General features: G+C 73.8%; 18 protein-coding genes. 1 reads left to right on the forward strand and 17 read right to left on the reverse strand.

The window, feature by feature from the left end; genetic code table 11:
• Window positions 1-30 precede the first annotated feature (30 nt).
• From ACN263_RS20785 to hisD, 11 genes are all read right to left on the reverse strand, one after another.
• Entirely contained in the window at window positions 31-1,029 is a 999-nt protein-coding gene (locus tag ACN263_RS20785; RefSeq protein WP_422736041.1) for an NADP-dependent oxidoreductase, read from the reverse strand.
• A 47-nt stretch (window positions 1,030-1,076) separates the two neighbouring features.
• Window positions 1,077-1,508, reverse strand: coding sequence for an organic hydroperoxide resistance protein (locus tag ACN263_RS20790; RefSeq protein ID WP_422736042.1), 432 nt, complete (start codon window positions 1,506-1,508; stop codon window positions 1,077-1,079).
• Between the two features lie 5 nt (window positions 1,509-1,513).
• Entirely contained in the window at window positions 1,514-1,960 is a 447-nt protein-coding gene (locus ACN263_RS20795) for a MarR family winged helix-turn-helix transcriptional regulator (protein ID WP_422736043.1), read from the reverse strand.
• Window positions 1,961-2,041: 81 nt separating this feature from the next.
• Window positions 2,042-2,431: a RidA family protein gene (locus ACN263_RS20800; RefSeq protein WP_422736044.1), complete on the reverse strand. Its 390-nt coding sequence runs from the start codon at window positions 2,429-2,431 to the stop codon at window positions 2,042-2,044.
• Entirely contained in the window at window positions 2,428-3,153 is a 726-nt protein-coding gene (gene priA / locus ACN263_RS20805; RefSeq protein WP_422736045.1) for a bifunctional 1-(5-phosphoribosyl)-5-((5-phosphoribosylamino)methylideneamino)imidazole-4-carboxamide isomerase/phosphoribosylanthranilate isomerase PriA, read from the reverse strand. The genes ACN263_RS20800 and priA overlap by 4 nt, the downstream gene beginning before the upstream one ends.
• Before the next feature lie 14 nt (window positions 3,154-3,167).
• Entirely contained in the window at window positions 3,168-3,491 is a 324-nt protein-coding gene (locus ACN263_RS20810) for a hypothetical protein (protein ID WP_422736046.1), read from the reverse strand.
• Between the two features lie 39 nt (window positions 3,492-3,530).
• Complete coding sequence (gene hisH / locus ACN263_RS20815; protein WP_422736047.1) at window positions 3,531-4,166, reverse strand: imidazole glycerol phosphate synthase subunit HisH; 636 nt, start codon at window positions 4,164-4,166, stop codon at window positions 3,531-3,533.
• Window positions 4,163-4,336, reverse strand: a complete 174-nt coding sequence (locus ACN263_RS20820) for a hypothetical protein (protein ID WP_266244462.1) — start codon at window positions 4,334-4,336, stop codon at window positions 4,163-4,165. The genes hisH and ACN263_RS20820 overlap by 4 nt, the downstream gene beginning before the upstream one ends.
• Window positions 4,336-4,947 carry an imidazoleglycerol-phosphate dehydratase HisB gene (hisB, locus tag ACN263_RS20825; RefSeq protein WP_422736048.1) on the reverse strand — a complete coding sequence of 204 codons (612 nt, stop codon included), beginning with the start codon at window positions 4,945-4,947 and terminating at the stop codon, window positions 4,336-4,338. Before hisB ends, ACN263_RS20820 begins: the two co-directional genes overlap by 1 nt.
• Entirely contained in the window at window positions 4,944-6,017 is a 1,074-nt protein-coding gene (locus ACN263_RS20830) for a histidinol-phosphate transaminase (RefSeq protein WP_422736049.1), read from the reverse strand. The genes hisB and ACN263_RS20830 overlap by 4 nt, the downstream gene beginning before the upstream one ends.
• Entirely contained in the window at window positions 6,014-7,336 is a 1,323-nt protein-coding gene (hisD, locus tag ACN263_RS20835) for a histidinol dehydrogenase (protein ID WP_422736050.1), read from the reverse strand. Before hisD ends, ACN263_RS20830 begins: the two co-directional genes overlap by 4 nt.
• Window positions 7,337-7,442: 106 nt before the next feature.
• On the opposite strand from hisD, the gene ACN263_RS20840 reads away from it, so the two are divergent.
• A complete protein-coding gene (locus ACN263_RS20840) occupies window positions 7,443-8,147 on the forward strand; it encodes an LON peptidase substrate-binding domain-containing protein (protein ID WP_422736051.1) in 705 nt (234 codons plus the stop codon).
• On the opposite strand, the gene ACN263_RS20845 is transcribed toward ACN263_RS20840, so the two are convergent.
• The 6 genes from ACN263_RS20845 to ACN263_RS20870 all read right to left on the reverse strand — a co-directional run bounded on the left by ACN263_RS20845 (window position 8,062) and on the right by ACN263_RS20870 (window position 13,920).
• The gene (locus ACN263_RS20845) at window positions 8,062-8,976 is read right to left on the reverse strand and encodes a DUF2567 domain-containing protein (RefSeq protein WP_422736052.1); all 915 of its coding nucleotides are present in this window, start codon (window positions 8,974-8,976) and stop codon (window positions 8,062-8,064) included. The two genes, ACN263_RS20840 and ACN263_RS20845, sit on opposite strands and share 86 nt — an antisense overlap.
• Window positions 8,977-9,032: 56 nt before the next feature.
• Entirely contained in the window at window positions 9,033-10,736 is a 1,704-nt protein-coding gene (locus ACN263_RS20850; RefSeq protein WP_422736053.1) for an AAA family ATPase, read from the reverse strand.
• A gap of 74 nt (window positions 10,737-10,810) precedes the next feature.
• Complete coding sequence (locus ACN263_RS20855) at window positions 10,811-11,839, reverse strand: hypothetical protein (protein ID WP_422736054.1); 1,029 nt, start codon at window positions 11,837-11,839, stop codon at window positions 10,811-10,813.
• Between the two features lie 39 nt (window positions 11,840-11,878).
• The gene (locus ACN263_RS20860) at window positions 11,879-12,823 is read right to left on the reverse strand and encodes an RluA family pseudouridine synthase (RefSeq protein ID WP_421472306.1); all 945 of its coding nucleotides are present in this window, start codon (window positions 12,821-12,823) and stop codon (window positions 11,879-11,881) included.
• A complete protein-coding gene (gene lspA / locus ACN263_RS20865) occupies window positions 12,820-13,434 on the reverse strand; it encodes a signal peptidase II (protein WP_422736055.1) in 615 nt (204 codons plus the stop codon). The genes ACN263_RS20860 and lspA overlap by 4 nt, the downstream gene beginning before the upstream one ends.
• A gap of 66 nt (window positions 13,435-13,500) precedes the next feature.
• Entirely contained in the window at window positions 13,501-13,920 is a 420-nt protein-coding gene (locus ACN263_RS20870) for a TraR/DksA family transcriptional regulator (protein WP_007463005.1), read from the reverse strand.
• Window positions 13,921-14,115: the final 195 nt, after the last annotated feature.

The raw sequence follows: 14,115 nt of genomic DNA on the forward strand, positions 1-14,115 counted from the left end.
GGGGGCCGACCGTCGCGCCGGACGCGCACGTCACACCCGGACGAGCATCTTGCCCAGGTTTTCGCCGCGCAGCAGGCCGAGGAACGCCGCCGGGGCGTTCTCGATGCCGTCGACGACCGTCTCGTCGTACGAGAGTCTGCCCTCGCCCAGCCACCCGGCGACGTCCTGGACGAACGTCGCGCGCAGGTTGTTGTGGTCGTTGACCAGGAACCCGCGCAGGGTGAGCCGCTTGCCGATGACCAGCGCCAGGTTGCGCGGGGCGGCCGGCGGCTCGGTGGCGTTGTACTGCGCGATCATGCCGCAGATGGCGACCCGGCCGTGCAGGTTCATGGCCGAGATCGCCGCCTCCAGGTGGTCGCCGCCGACGTTGTCGAAGTAGACGTCGACGCCGTCCGGGGCGGCCGCGCGCAACGAGTCACGGACCGGGCCGTCGTGGTAGTCGAACGCGGCGTCGAAGCCGAGCGCGCGCAGCCGCTCGACCTTGGCGGCCGAGCCGGCGCTGCCGATCACCCGGCCGGCGCCCTTGAGCTTGGCGATCTGACCCACCAGGCTGCCGACCGAGCCGGCCGCGGCGGAGACGAAGACCGTCTCGCCGGGCTTCATGGCGGCGACCTCCAACAGACCGGCGTACGCGGTCAGGCCGGGCATGCCGAGCACGCTCAGGTACGCGCTGGCCGGGGCGATGCTCGCGTCGACCGTGCGGGCGCGGCCGGCGTCGAGCAGCGCGTACTCCCGCCAGCCGAGCCCGTGCAGCACGGTGTCGCCCACGGCGATGTCGGGCGACTCGCTGGCGACCACCTCGCCGACGGCGGCCCCGTCCAGTGGGGCGTCGAGCGCGAACGGCGGCACGTACGACTTGACGTCGTTCATCCGTCCCCGCATGTACGGGTCGACGGAGACGTACTGGTTGCGGACCACGATCTGGCCCGGTCCGGGCGTCGGGACGTCGGTCTCGACGAGTCGGAAAATGTCCTCGGTGGGCCAGCCCTCGGGGCGGCGGGCCAGGTGGATCTCGCGGTTGCTGGTCATCAGGGGGTCGTCCTCTCGTACGCGGGTGGGGTCCGGGGCCGCGACGCTCAGGCGGCCAGGGTCTCGCGGACGGTCAGCGTGACGTCGATGTTGCCGCGGGTGGCGTTGGAGTAGGGGCAGACCTGGTGGGCCTGCTCGACGAGCTGCTCGGCGGTCTCGCGCGGAACGGCGGGCAGGTCGACGACGAGCTGCGCGGTGAGGCCGAAGGCACCGCTGCCGTTCGGACCGATGCCGACCTCGGCGGAGACGACCGAACCGGTCACGTCGGCCTTGGCGCGGCGGCCGACGATGCGCAGAGCGCTGTGGAAGCAGGCGGCGTAGCCGGCGGCGAAGAGCTGCTCGGGGTTGGCGCCGCCACCCTCGCCACCCAACTGCTTCGGCGACGCCAGGTCCAGGGCGAAGGTGCCGTCGGAGGTCTCGACGTGGCCGTCCCGGCCGTCACCCGTGGCGGTCGCGGACGCGGTGTAGAGGACCTTCATGAGTCTCACTGCTCCTTCTGTCGGTGGATGGTCTCGGTGACCCGGGTGAGGGTGTCGCGCAGCGCGACCAGCTCGTCGAGGCCCAGACCGGTGGCCTGGGCGATCCGCAGCGGGACGTCGCAGAGCCGTTCCCGCAGCGCCCGGCCCTGCTCGGTGAGGCTCACCTCGACCCGCCGTTCGTCCCGGGCCGAGCGCCGACGGGCCACCAGGCCCGCGCCCTCCAGTCGCTTGAGCAGCGGGGAGAGCGTGCCGGAGTCGAGCCGCAGCTCGGCGCCGAGTTCGGACACCGCGGGCGGATCGTCGGGGCGTTCCCAGAGGACCAGCAGCACCAGGTACTGCGGGTAGGTCAGCCCGACCTCGTCGAGGATCGGCCGGTAGACGTCGGTGAGGGCGCGCGACGCGGCGTAGAGCGCGAAGCACACCTGCCGGCGCAGCACCAGGTCATCGGACACCGTTGAACCGTAGCCCGCAATTAAGTTGTGCACAACCGATCAGCGCGGACGGCGGCCGTGACCCCGGCCACCGGGCCGGGCTCAACGGTCGCCGACGTACGCCTCCAACTCCACCTCGACCAGGTGGTCCGGATCGATGAGACCCGCCACCACCACCAGCGTCGCCACCGGTCGGACCGCGCCGAAAACGGCGTTGTGCGCCCGGCCCACCTCGTCGGCGTGCAGCCGGTCGGTCACGTACATCCGGGTGCGGACCACGTCACCCGGCTCCACGCCGACCTCGGCGAGCGCCGCCAACCCGATCCGCAGCGCCTGCGCGGTCTGCGCCGCCGCGTCCCCGACGTGCACCACCCGACCGTCCACGGTGGACGTGCAGCCGGCGGTGAGGGCCAGGTCACCGGCCCGGACCACCCGGGAGTAGCCGTAGCTCTGCTCCCACGGCCCGCCCGAACCCAACCGGGTTACGGTCACGCCTCGGCCAGGGTGCGCAGTGCCTCGGCCACCGTGAACGCGCCCGCGTACAGCGCCTTACCGGCGATCACGCCCTCCACGCCCAACGGCTCCAGGGTGGCCAGCGCCCGCAGGTCGTCCAGGGTGGACACCCCGCCGGAGGCGATCACCGGCCGGTCGGTCCGCGCGCACACGTCCCGCAGCAGGTCCAGGTTCGGCCCACGCATGGTGCCGTCCTTGGTGATGTCGGTGACCACGTACCGGCTGGCCCCCGCCTTGTCCAGGCGCTCCAGCACCTCGTACAGGTCACCGCCGTCGCGGGTCCACCCCCGCGCGGACAGCGTCTGACCGCGCACGTCCAGCCCGATGGCGACCCGGTCGCCGTACTCCCCGACGATCCGGTCGCACCACTCCGGGTCCTCCAGGGCGGCGGTGCCGATGTTCACCCGGGCCGCCCCGGTGCCCAGCGCCGCGCGCAACGACTCGTCGTCGCGGATCCCGCCGGACAACTCGACCCGCACGTCCAACTGGCGTACCACCTCGGCGAGCAGGTGCGCGTTGGTGCCCCGACCGAACGCCGCGTCCAGGTCGACCAGGTGGATCCACTCGGCGCCGTCGCGCTGCCACGCCAGCGCCGCGTCCAGCGGGTCGCCGTAGACGCTCTCGCTGCCGGCGGCGCCCTGCACGAGCCGGACGGCCCGGCCGTCGGCGACGTCCACGGCGGGTAAAAGGGTGAGGCTCAACGTCTTCTCCTCGATCAGGTACGACGGTCCAGGGCGATCACCACGATCGCCGGCAGTACGAGCAGCAACAGCACGATCAGCGCGACACGCAGCGCCAGATCGTCGACGAACGTCCAGATCAGGATCACCGCGGCGCCGGTGAGCAGCACGATGGCGGCGCGCTCGCCCCGCGTGTGCCGGGCCAGCCGACCCGAACGACCCCGCCGTACCTGCGGCGTCAACCGACGCAGCACCGCGCGGCGGCGCTGCCGACGGGCCACCCGGCGCTGCCGGACCGCCCGCTCCCGCGCCAACTCCGCCTCACGTTCCGCCCGTCGGCGGGCCCGTTCCCGACTCACCGCGAGGCCCGCAGGTCGGACGCCGGGCGGCGCCGACGCTCAGTCACCGGCGGGTAGGGTGGCGAGCCAGTTGCGCAGCAGCGCGGCACCGGTGTCGGCGGACTTCTCCGGGTGGAACTGCGCCGCCGACAGCGGCCCACGCTCCACCGCCGCCACGAAGTCGGTGTCGTGGTGGGCCGTGGTCACCACCGCGCCCGCGCCGGCCAGCGCCGCCGGGTCGCCCATCGCGTACGAGTGCACGAAGTAGAAGCGGCTCTGCGCCGGCAACCCGGCGAACAGCACCGAACCCCGGGGCGCGCGGACCGTGTTCCAACCCATGTGCGGCAGCCGGTGCGCCGCCAACCGGGTCACCCCGCCGGGCAGCAGCCCGAGGCCCTTGGACACCACCCCGTGCTCCTCGCCGTACTCGAAGAGCACCTGCATGCCCACACAGATGCCGAGCACCGGTCGGCCCGCGGCCACCCGCTCCGCGATCACCGGGCCCGCGCCGAGCGCCTCGATACCGGCCATGCACGCGGCGTACGCGCCCACCCCGGGCACCACCAGGCCGTCGGCGGCGGCCGCCGCGGCCAGATCGTCGGTCACCCGGACGGTCGCGCCGGCCGCGGCCAGCGCCCGCTCCGCCGAGCGCAGGTTGCCCGAGCCGTAGTCGAGCACCACCACCTCGGCGGTCACGATCCCGACTCCGGGATCAGCCGGAGCACCCCGGCGGCCGTGGCGAGCAGCGCCAGCAGGGCGGTGACCACGACGGCGCCACGCGGAGCGCCCTGCCGGTGCAGCGACCACGCCCCACCGACCAACACCCCGGCCAGGATCAACAACAGAGTCGGCAGCGCGGCCCCCATTAGAGAGCGCCCTTCGTGCTCGGGATCGCGCCGCCGGAACGCGGGTCGATCGCGGTGGCCTCGCGCAACGCCCGGGAGACCGCTTTGAACTGGGCCTCCACCACGTGGTGGGCGTCCGGGTGGCCACCAGGACGCGCCGCCCGCAGCACATCGACGTGCAAGGTCACCCGGGCCGCCTGACCGAACGACTCCCAGATGTGCCGCGTCATGCTCGTCGCGTAGACCGGCCCGATGTACGGCGCGAGCAGCGGCTCGTCGTGCACCACGTACGGGCGGCCGGACAGATCCACCGCGGCCCGGACCAGCACCTCGTCCATCGGGACGGTCGCCGACCCGTACCGCCGGATGCCGGCCTTGTCGCCCAGCGCCTGGTCGAACGCGGCGCCCAGCGCGAGGGCCGTGTCCTCCATCGTGTGGTGTGCGTCGATCTCCAGGTCGCCCACCGTGCGAACGGTCAGGTCATAGCCGCCGTGCCGGGCAATCTGGTTCAGCATGTGGTCGTAGAAGCCCACGCCGGTGCTGATCTCGGCCGTACCGGTGCCGTCGAGGTCGATCTCGACGAGGACCTTGGTCTCCTTGGTGATCCGCTCCACCCGGGCGGTCCGGCTCATTGCACAGTCTCCATCGCAGTCAAGAAAGCATCGGTCTCGGCGGGGGTACCGGCGGTCACCCGCAGCCAACCGGGCAGACCGACGTCACGGACCAGCACCCCCTTCTCCAGCAGGGCACGCCAGACCGTGGCCTGGTCGCCGCCGACCTCGAACAGCACGAAGTTGGCGTCGCTGTCGGCCACCCGCAGACCGCGACCGCGTAGCGTCGCCACGATCCGGTCCCGCTGCGCCATGACCGCGGTCACCGTACCGAGCAGGGCGTCACGGTGAGCCAGCGCCGCGCGGGCGGCAGCCTGGGTCAGCGCGGACAGGTGGTAGGGCAGCCGGACGAGCTGCACCGCCTCCACCACGGCCGCGTCGGCGGCCAGGTAGCCCAGGCGGCCGCCGGCGAAGCCGAACGCCTTGCTCATCGTGCGGGTCACCACCAGCCGCGGGTGGCCGGGCAGTACCGCGAGGGCGCTGACCGTGCCGGGCCGGGCGAACTCGGCGTACGCCTCGTCGACGACCACCATGCCGGGCGCGACGTCGAGCACGGCGGCGACGACCGCCGGGTCCAGCGCGGTGCCGGTCGGGTTGTTCGGCGAGCAGAGGAAGACCACGTCGGGCCGGTGCTCGCGGACCTGGGCGACCGCCTCGTCGGCGGTCAACCCGAAGTCGACGCCGCGCCGCGCGGGCACCCACCGGGTGCCGGTGCCGAGGGACAGCAGCGGGTGCATCGAGTACGACGGGACGAAGCCCAGCGCGCTGCGCCCCGGCCCGCCGAACGCCTGGAGAAGCTGCTGCTGGACCTCGTTCGAGCCGTTCGCCGCCCACACCTGGTCGACGGTCAGGCCGTGCCCCAGGTAACCGGCCAGGTCGGCGCGCAGCGCCACCGCGTCCCGATCCGGGTAGCGGTTCAGGTCGCGCAGTTCGGCGGCGAGCGCCTTGCCGATCGCCTCGACGACCGGTTCGGGCACCGCATACGAGTTCTCGTTGGTGTTGAGCCGAACCGCCACGTCGAGCTGCGGCGCCCCGTACGGCGACAGGCCCCGCAGGTCGTCGCGGATCGGCAGATCGTCGAGGCCGCTCACGCGGACTCCCCCGGGAAGCGAGCCTGCACGGCCTGGCCGTGCGCCGGCAGGTCCTCCACGGTCGCCAGGGTGACCACGTGCGGGGCGACGTCACGCAGCGCGGCCTCGGTGTACTCGATGAGGTGCACCCCCCGCAGGAACGACTGCACTGACAGGCCGGATGAGTGGCGGGCGCAGCCGCCGGTGGGCAGCACGTGGTTGGAGCCGGCGCAGTAGTCGCCGAGCGACACCGGCGACCAGGCGCCTACGAAGATCGCCCCGGCGTTGCGGACCCGCAGCGCCCACTCCCGCGCGTCGACCGTCTGGATCTCCAGGTGCTCGGCCGCGTACGCGTCGACCACCCGCAGTCCCGCCTCGAGGTCGTCGACCAGGACCACGCCACTCTGTTCGCCGGTCAGCGCCGTGGTCACCCGCTCGGCGTGCTTGGTGGCTGGCACCTGCCGGGCCAACTCCGCCTCGACCGCCTCGACGAGCGCCAGCGACGGGGTGACCAGCACGCTCGCGGCGAGCGGGTCGTGCTCCGCCTGGCTGATCAGGTCGGCGGCGACGTGCGCCGGGTCGGCGGTGTCGTCGGCCAGGATAGCGATCTCGGTCGGACCTGCCTCGGCGTCGATGCCCACCACGCCACGCAGCAACCGCTTGGCGGCGGTCACCCAGATGTTGCCCGGGCCAGTGACCAGGTCGACGGGCTCACAGCGCAGCTCACCACCCGGGTCGACGGCAGAGCCGTACGCCAGCATCGCGACCGCCTGGGCGCCGCCGACCGCGTACACCTCGTCGACGCCGAGCAGCGCGCACGCGGCGAGCACCCGGGCGTCGGGCAGGCCGCCGTTGTCCTTCTGCGGCGGGCTGACCACCACCAGCGAGCGCACGCCGGCCACCTGGGCCGGCACCACGTTCATCACCACCGTCGACGGGTACATGGCCAGGCCGCCGGGGACGTAGAGGCCGACCCGGTCGACGGGCAGCCACCGCTCGGTGACCGTGCCGCCGGGCACCACCTGGGTGACGTGGTCGGTGCGCCGCTGGTCGGCGTGTACCGTGCGGGCCCGGCTGATCGACTCCAGCAGCGCCGTACGCACCGCCGGGTCGAGCACTCCCTCGGCCTCGGTGATCGCCTCGACGGGTACCCGCAGCACCTCGGGCGAGATGCCGTCGAACCGTTCACTTGCCTCCCGGATCGCCGGGTACCCATGCTCGCGGACCGCCTCGACGAGCGGCTTGATCCGCTCGACGGCCACCGACACGTCGAGCTGGGCACGGGGCAGCAGACGGCGCGGGTCGCCGAGACCGTCGCGCAGGTCGATCCGATTCAGCACCCTTGCGAGTCTAGGCGGCCCGCCCGTCGCCCACCCCAGCCGCCCGCTCGGCGGGACGGTGAGCCGGGCCACGCCGTCGCGGACGGGATTGGTTAGGCTCGACGGCGTGACCGCACGGCTGCCGGTGTTTCCGCTCGCAACGGTGCTCTTTCCCGGGTTGGTGCTGCCACTGCACATCTTCGAGGAGCGCTACCGGGCCCTGGTCCGGCACCTCGTCGACCTGCCCGAGGGCGCGCCGCGCGAGTTCGGCGTGGTGGCCATCCAGGCCGGTTGGGAGGTGGCCGCCACCGGGTCCGACGCCCGCGCGACCAACGGCGTCGGCGACGTCACCCTGCACGAGGTGGGCTGCACCGCCGAGCTGCGCCAGGTCACCGAGCTGGCCGACGGCGGCTTCGACATCGTCACGGTCGGCCGCCGTCGATTCCGGATCGCCGACGTCGAGGACGCCTCCGCGCCGTACCTGACGGCCGCGGTGGAATGGCTGCCCGAGGCCACCGGGCCGGACGAGGTGGCCGACCTGCTGGCCGCCCGCGTGATCGCGGTGTTCCGGCAGTACCTGAGCCTGATCCGCCCCGACCCGGAGGAGATCTCCGAGCAGCTTCCGGAGGATCCGACGGTGCTGTCGCACCTGGTGGCGGCCACCGCCGCGCTGACCGTCGACGACCGGCAGCGGCTGCTCGCCATCGACGACACCGCCGCCCGGCTGCGCGCCGAGCTGCGGCTGCTCAACCGCGAGGCGGCTCTGCTGCGCCAGGTGCGGGCGGTTCCGGTGCCGTTGTCGGAGCTGGCGTCCCCGCCGACACCCAACTGAACGTCGCGGGGTCCGGCTCCGGGCGCAGCGACGGCCACCGTGACCAGCCGGCCAGCAGGGTGTACGTGACGGCGGCCCCGAACGCCGGCAGCAACAGGTTGCCGTGCGGCACCGGCAGCACGTGCCCGAGCCAGTCGATCCCGCCGGCCCGCAGGTCGGCGGGCTTGGTGAAGGCCTGCCCCGCCGGGGCGGTCGCCAACAGCCGGTCGAACGTCGCCAGCCCGATCCGCCGCCCCACCTGCCAGGCCACCGGGGCCGCGGCGAGCGTGCCCAGCACCGCGCCGAGCAGACCGACCGGGCCGCGTCGCCGACGCAGCAGGAACCACAGGGCCAGCGCGGCGAGTACGCCGAACGCCAGCCCCAGGAGGCTGAACCAGCCGTCGGCGGCGATCGGCTGCTCCGGTTGAGTTTCGGCGTAGATCGCCCCCTCGGCGGTCTTGAGGACCGGGGTGTCCGGCGCGAACGCCGCCCACAGCAACCCGAGCGGCGCGCCCAGCACGGCCAGCGCGAGGGTGACACCGAGCACCGTGGCCACCGTCCGCAGCGGCCGGCGCGGCTCGTCGAAGGCGGGCTCCACCCCGATGGGGTACGCCGTCACCGCGGAACTGTCGTCGGGAACCGACCCGAACGGCGGCCCGGCGAACTCGCTCGGCGCGGACGGATCGGCCGACCCGGACGCGGTCGACTCGTTCGGCGCGGACGGCGGCACCGCCGACCCGGCGGGCGGGGTGGACTCGTTCGGCGGCGGCGCGGCCGACGGTGGGGGCGGCGCGGGGCGGTCGTCGGAGATGTCCGCGTGCCGCTCAGGGTCGGGGTTGTCCGGGCTCACCCGATGATCCTCTCAGGCGCCGCGACGGGCCGGGGCGTCGGTGGCGGCGAACCAACTCACCGGGCGAACGGCTCCGCCATGGCCGCGGCGGCCCGCAGCCATGCCTGGCGGGTCTCCGGCTGGAGCTGGTGGTACTCGATCGACGAGCCGGTCTCCAACGCCGGGTCGTACGGCACCACGGCCACGGCGCGGGTCCGCGTGGCGAAGTGCCGTTCCAGGTCGTCCTGCAACGTCGAGCGGCCGGGGGTGGGGCAGGAGATGAGAGTGACCGCGTTGTCGGCCAGCTCGCCCATGCCCTCCTCGTGCAGCAGGTCGAGCATCCAGTCGGCGCTGAACGCGGCGTCCTCGCGGGGCACGGTGGTGACCACCAGTTGGTCGGCGGCGTGCATCACGGTGCGCCAGTTGGGGCTCTCCACGTTGTTGCCGGTGTCCACGCAGATCACGTCGTGCGTACGACGCAGCAGCTCGAGCACCCGCTTGACGGTGAACTGGTCGAGCCGCTGGGCGAAGCGCGGGCTCTCCTCGCCGGCCAGCACGTCGTACGAGCCGTCGGAGGCGTGCCGCAGGTAGTCGTCCAGCCGCTCCAGCAGGGTCGCGCCCTCCATGATCTCGATCTGGGCGAGGTCGCTGACCAGGTGCCGGATGGTACGGGCGTGCCGGGCGCTGCCGGCGCGCAGCCCGAGGGTGCCGCGCAGCTCGTTGTCGTCCCAGGCCAGTACGCCCCGCCCCCGCACGCTGCCGACGGTGGCGGCGGCGAGCACCGTGGCGGTGGTCTTGTGCACGCCGCCCTTGGGGTTGGCGAACGCGAACACCCGAGGCGTGCCCAGGTCCCGGCGGAGCACGCCGGTGGCACGCTCGGACTCCTGGTCGACGCCCTGCGCACGCCACTCGATCCGGGCCGGGTAGCCGCGCTCGGCGAGGGCCGAGCCGGGCGGGGTGACCGACGCGACCGGCGGTGGCGCGACCGGCGGGGCGGGTGGCGGCGCGACCGGCGGCGGGACGACCGGCGGCGGGGCGACCGGGGCGGCCTGCGGTGGCACCGGCGGCGCGGGGGCCGGGTAGCCGGTCTCCGGCTGGTAGCCGGTCTCCAGCAGCGCGTACCGGGACTCGCCGGCCGCATTGCCCGAGCGGTAGCCGTTGTCCAGGATGGCGTAGCGCGACTCCGGCTCGCCGCGGCGCGGCGGCTCCGGCTCGGCCGGGTAACCCGGCTCGGCCCGGTACGTCGGCTCGGCCCGGTAACCGGGCTCGGCGCGGTACGTCGGTTCGGCCCGGTAACCGGGCTCGGCACGGTACGTCGGCTCGGCGCGGTAGTCCGGCTCGGACCGGTAGGTGGGCTCCGAGCGGTACGCCGGCTCGGCCCGGTAGTCGGGCTCGGACCGGTACGCGGGCTCGGCGCGGTAGTCCGGCTCCGAGCGGTACGCCGGCTCGGCCCGGTAGTCCGGTTCGGCCCGGTAGCCCGGTTCGGCCCGGTACGCGGGATCGACCCGGTACGTCCCCTCGGCCCGGTAGCCGGGCTCCTGCCCGTACGACAGATCGGCCGGATGCCCGATGGCCGGCGCGCGCCCCGCGTAGCCGTTGGGGGCCGCGCGTCGCGGCAGTGGGTCCGGTGCCTCGTCGGCGCGGCGCTCGGGCTCGGACTGCTCCGCCGCCCGACCGCCCAGCCGGGCACGGTCGAGCAACGCCCGCCACCTCGGCGCTGGTTCGGCCGGCCGGCCCCAGCCGGTCTCACTGCCCTCCACGGCCCGCCCTCCCAGCGCCATCGATCTCTGCCTGACAGGCTACGAACCAAACCCTATTCGGACCACACCTGCGGACGCACGCCGCCCGGCCTAGATCACGGCGGGGAGGTGGCCAGCAACCCGGGGTCGGACGCGTCCGGGGAGGTGGCGACAGTCGGCGGGGCCGGTTCGGTGGCCTGCGCCGGGGTCGGCTCGGGTGACGCAATCGTTACGAGCGGTGCGGGTTCCGACGATTCGCCCATCGGCACCGGCGGTCGCGGCGTGCTCGACGTCGACCCGCCGCTCGCGCGCGGCGTCGGCGTCGGACTCGGCCCGGTGTCGGCCGGCGGGCGGACCACGTCCCGCTGCTCGGGCAGCGGCGGCGTGAAGACCGTACGGTCGAGCCGGTACACCTCGGGCGCCGGATCGACGGCCCGCACGTCCGGGCGGGTGGCCACCCGCCGCAGCGTCTCCGGCACGGCGCGCACCACCGCCGCGTAGACACAGGCGCAGCCGGCGCGGTACGCCTCGGCCTCGGCGCTGGCCACGTCGGCGTCGACGACGTACCGCTCCCGCAGCTCGCGCTCGGCGGCGCCGTCGCCGCGCACGGCGGCGGCCCGCGCCCGGTAGTCGGCGGCCTCACCGTCCTTGCGGGCGGCCACCCGCTCCATCTGGGCGACCACGTCGTCGGGCACCCGCAGGGCGGGGAGACGGACGATCTCGGTCTGCCGACCGGGCAGCGGGACCCGCCCGAAGACGGTCGAGACCGACACGTCGCCGAGCACCGTGGCCAGTCGCTGCGGCGGCAGGTACGCGTCGAGCGTGACCAGCGCGTACGTCCCGTCCCCGGTGGCCGCGGCGGCCGGGCCCAGGGCGGCCAGATCGGCCGCCGCGGAGCTGACGTAGCCGGGCACGGAGTCCCCGTCGGCCACCCCGACCCGGGTCACCTCGCCCACCGTCTGGTCGCTCACCGGGGCGTCGTCGACGGCCCAGACGGCCGTGCCCAGGACCGCCGCCGCGGAGAGCACCGCGGCCCAGGTGAGCACGCCGGACCGCGACGGGGTGTCACCGAGCCGGGCCACCGCCCGGGTCAACGGCGGCAGCAGCCGTTGGTCCAGCTGCCGCAGCAGGTCGCCGGCGCGCACGGGCGGGATCCCCTCGTCAGATCGATGGTGGTCGCCGCTCTAGTCACGCAGGATCTCAAGCGCACGTTCCAGATCGTCAGGGTAGTCGCTGACGAACCGGACCTCGTCCCCCGAACGGGGATGCAAAAAGCTCAGTTCGCGGGCGTGCAGCCACTGACGGGCCAGGCCGAGACGGGCCGAGAGGGTGGGGTCGGCGCCGTACGTCAGGTCACCCACGCAGGGGTGCCGCAGGGTGGAGAAGTGCACCCGGATCTGGTGGGTCCGGCCGGTCTCCAACCGGACGTCGACAAGGCTGGCGGCGGGGAACGCCTCCAGCGTGTCGTAGTGGGTGATGCTCGGCTTGCCGCCGGACACCACGGCCCAGCGGTAGTCGTGCGTCGGGTGCCGGTCGATCGGCGCGTCGACGGTGCCGCGCAGCGGGTCCAGGTGACCCTGGACCACGGCGTGGTAGCCCTTGTCGACCTCGCGGTACTTGAAGGCCCGCTTCAACGCGGTGTACGCCTGCTCGCTCTTGGCCACCACCATGATCCCCGTGGTGCCCACGTCGAGGCGGTGCACGACGCCCTGACGCTCGGCCGCGCCGCTGGTGGAGATGCGGTGGCCGATCGCGGCGAGCGCGCCGATCACGGTCGGGCCGGTCCAGCCCGGGCTGGGATGCGCGGCCACGCCGACCGGCTTGTCCACCACGACGATGTCGTCGTCGGCGTACACGACGCGCAGGCCCGGCACCGCCTGCGGCACCACGGTCGGCGGGGCGACCGGCGCGGGCAGCGTGACGTCCAGCCAGGAGCCGGCCTTGACCTTGTGCGAGTTGGCGCGGACAGCGCCGTCCACCAGGGCGTCACCGGCGTCGACGAGGGCGGCCGCGGCGGTCCGGGAGAGACCGAAGAGCCGGGACACCGCCTGGTCCAGGCGCATGCCGTCGAGACCGTCGGGTACGGGCAGGGAACGGTGGTCGCCGCCGGCGGCGAAGGCGGAGGTCATGCCCGCTCCCGCTGCTCGGCGTCGGCGGTGGCGTCCGCGTCCTTGGTGGCACCGACACCGCCGGCCCGTCGGCCGTCGCGCTGACGACCGGTCAGTTCGAGCAGCACGGCCAGCACCACACCGCAGACGAGCGAGCTGTCGGCCAGGTTGAACACCGGGAAGTACTCGCCGTACGGCCCGAAGACGCTAATCATGTCGACGACGTGCCCGTGGAAGGGCGCGGGCGCCCGGAAGATCCGGTCCATCAGGTTGCCCAACGCGCCGCCGAGCACCAGGCCCAGGGAGATCGCCCACGGCAGCGACCGCAGCCGCAGTGCCATCCAGACGATCCAGCCGACCACACCGATGGTGATCAGCGGGAACACCCAGGTGTAGTCCGCCCCGATGCTCCAGGCGGCGCCGCTGTTGCGGGTCAGGCTGAAGTAGACCAGCCCGCCCAGCACCCGGACCGGCTCGCGGTCGGTGAGGGTGGCCAGCGCGAGGTGCTTGGTCACCAGGTCGGCCAGCAGGGCCACCAGGGCCACCCCGGCAAGGATCGCGACAGCCCGGGGCCGGGGCTTACCGCCGTCCGGGTCGGTGCGGCCGGGTTCGGCGGGCGGTGCTGCGGTCATGCGCTCCCCATCGAGGTGTCTCGGCGGTGATCGCTCACCGTCTCGTCGCAGACGGGGACCGGGCTGTCAGCGCCGCTCCTCCAACTGCTTGCACGTCACACAGAGGGTGGCCGACGGGAAGGCGGCGAGGCGCTCGACCGGGATCGGGTTGCCGCACCGCTCGCACCAGCCGTAACCACCCTCGTCGAGGCGCTCCAGGGCGCGCTCGACCTGCGTGATCCGTTCCAGGATGCTGTTGGCGAGAGAGATCTCCTGCTCCCGCTCGAACGTCTTGGTGCCGGTGTCGGCCTGGTCGTCCCCGGCCGAGTCCGTCAACCGATCGCGCTGCAGCTCGGTGATCTCGCTCAGCGTCTGATCGTACTCGGCGCGCAGCTCGTCCCGCCGCGCCGCCAGCGCCGCCCGGATCTTCTCGGTCTCCGCCGCGCTGCGGGTGGCCTTGGCCACCGGCTTACGGCCGGCGGTCCTGGTGTCGGCTGGCTTCGCCATGGGTCGCTCCCTCGGCCGGGGAGCCGCGCGGTCGCGGCACCTGGTCAGGGACACCGATCAAGGCGTCCCTGAGTACGAAAAGGGGCGCACGGCGACAATGGCCGCGCACTCCCGAGGTTGGCAAGAATACGGAACGTACAGGCGTCCGACAACGTGGCGCACCGTCGTACCGCTCAACCGCCCCTAGCTCTGCCT

Source organism: Micromonospora sp. WMMD729 (assembly GCF_049315225.1).
GTDB lineage: Bacteria > Actinomycetota > Actinomycetes > Mycobacteriales > Micromonosporaceae > Micromonospora.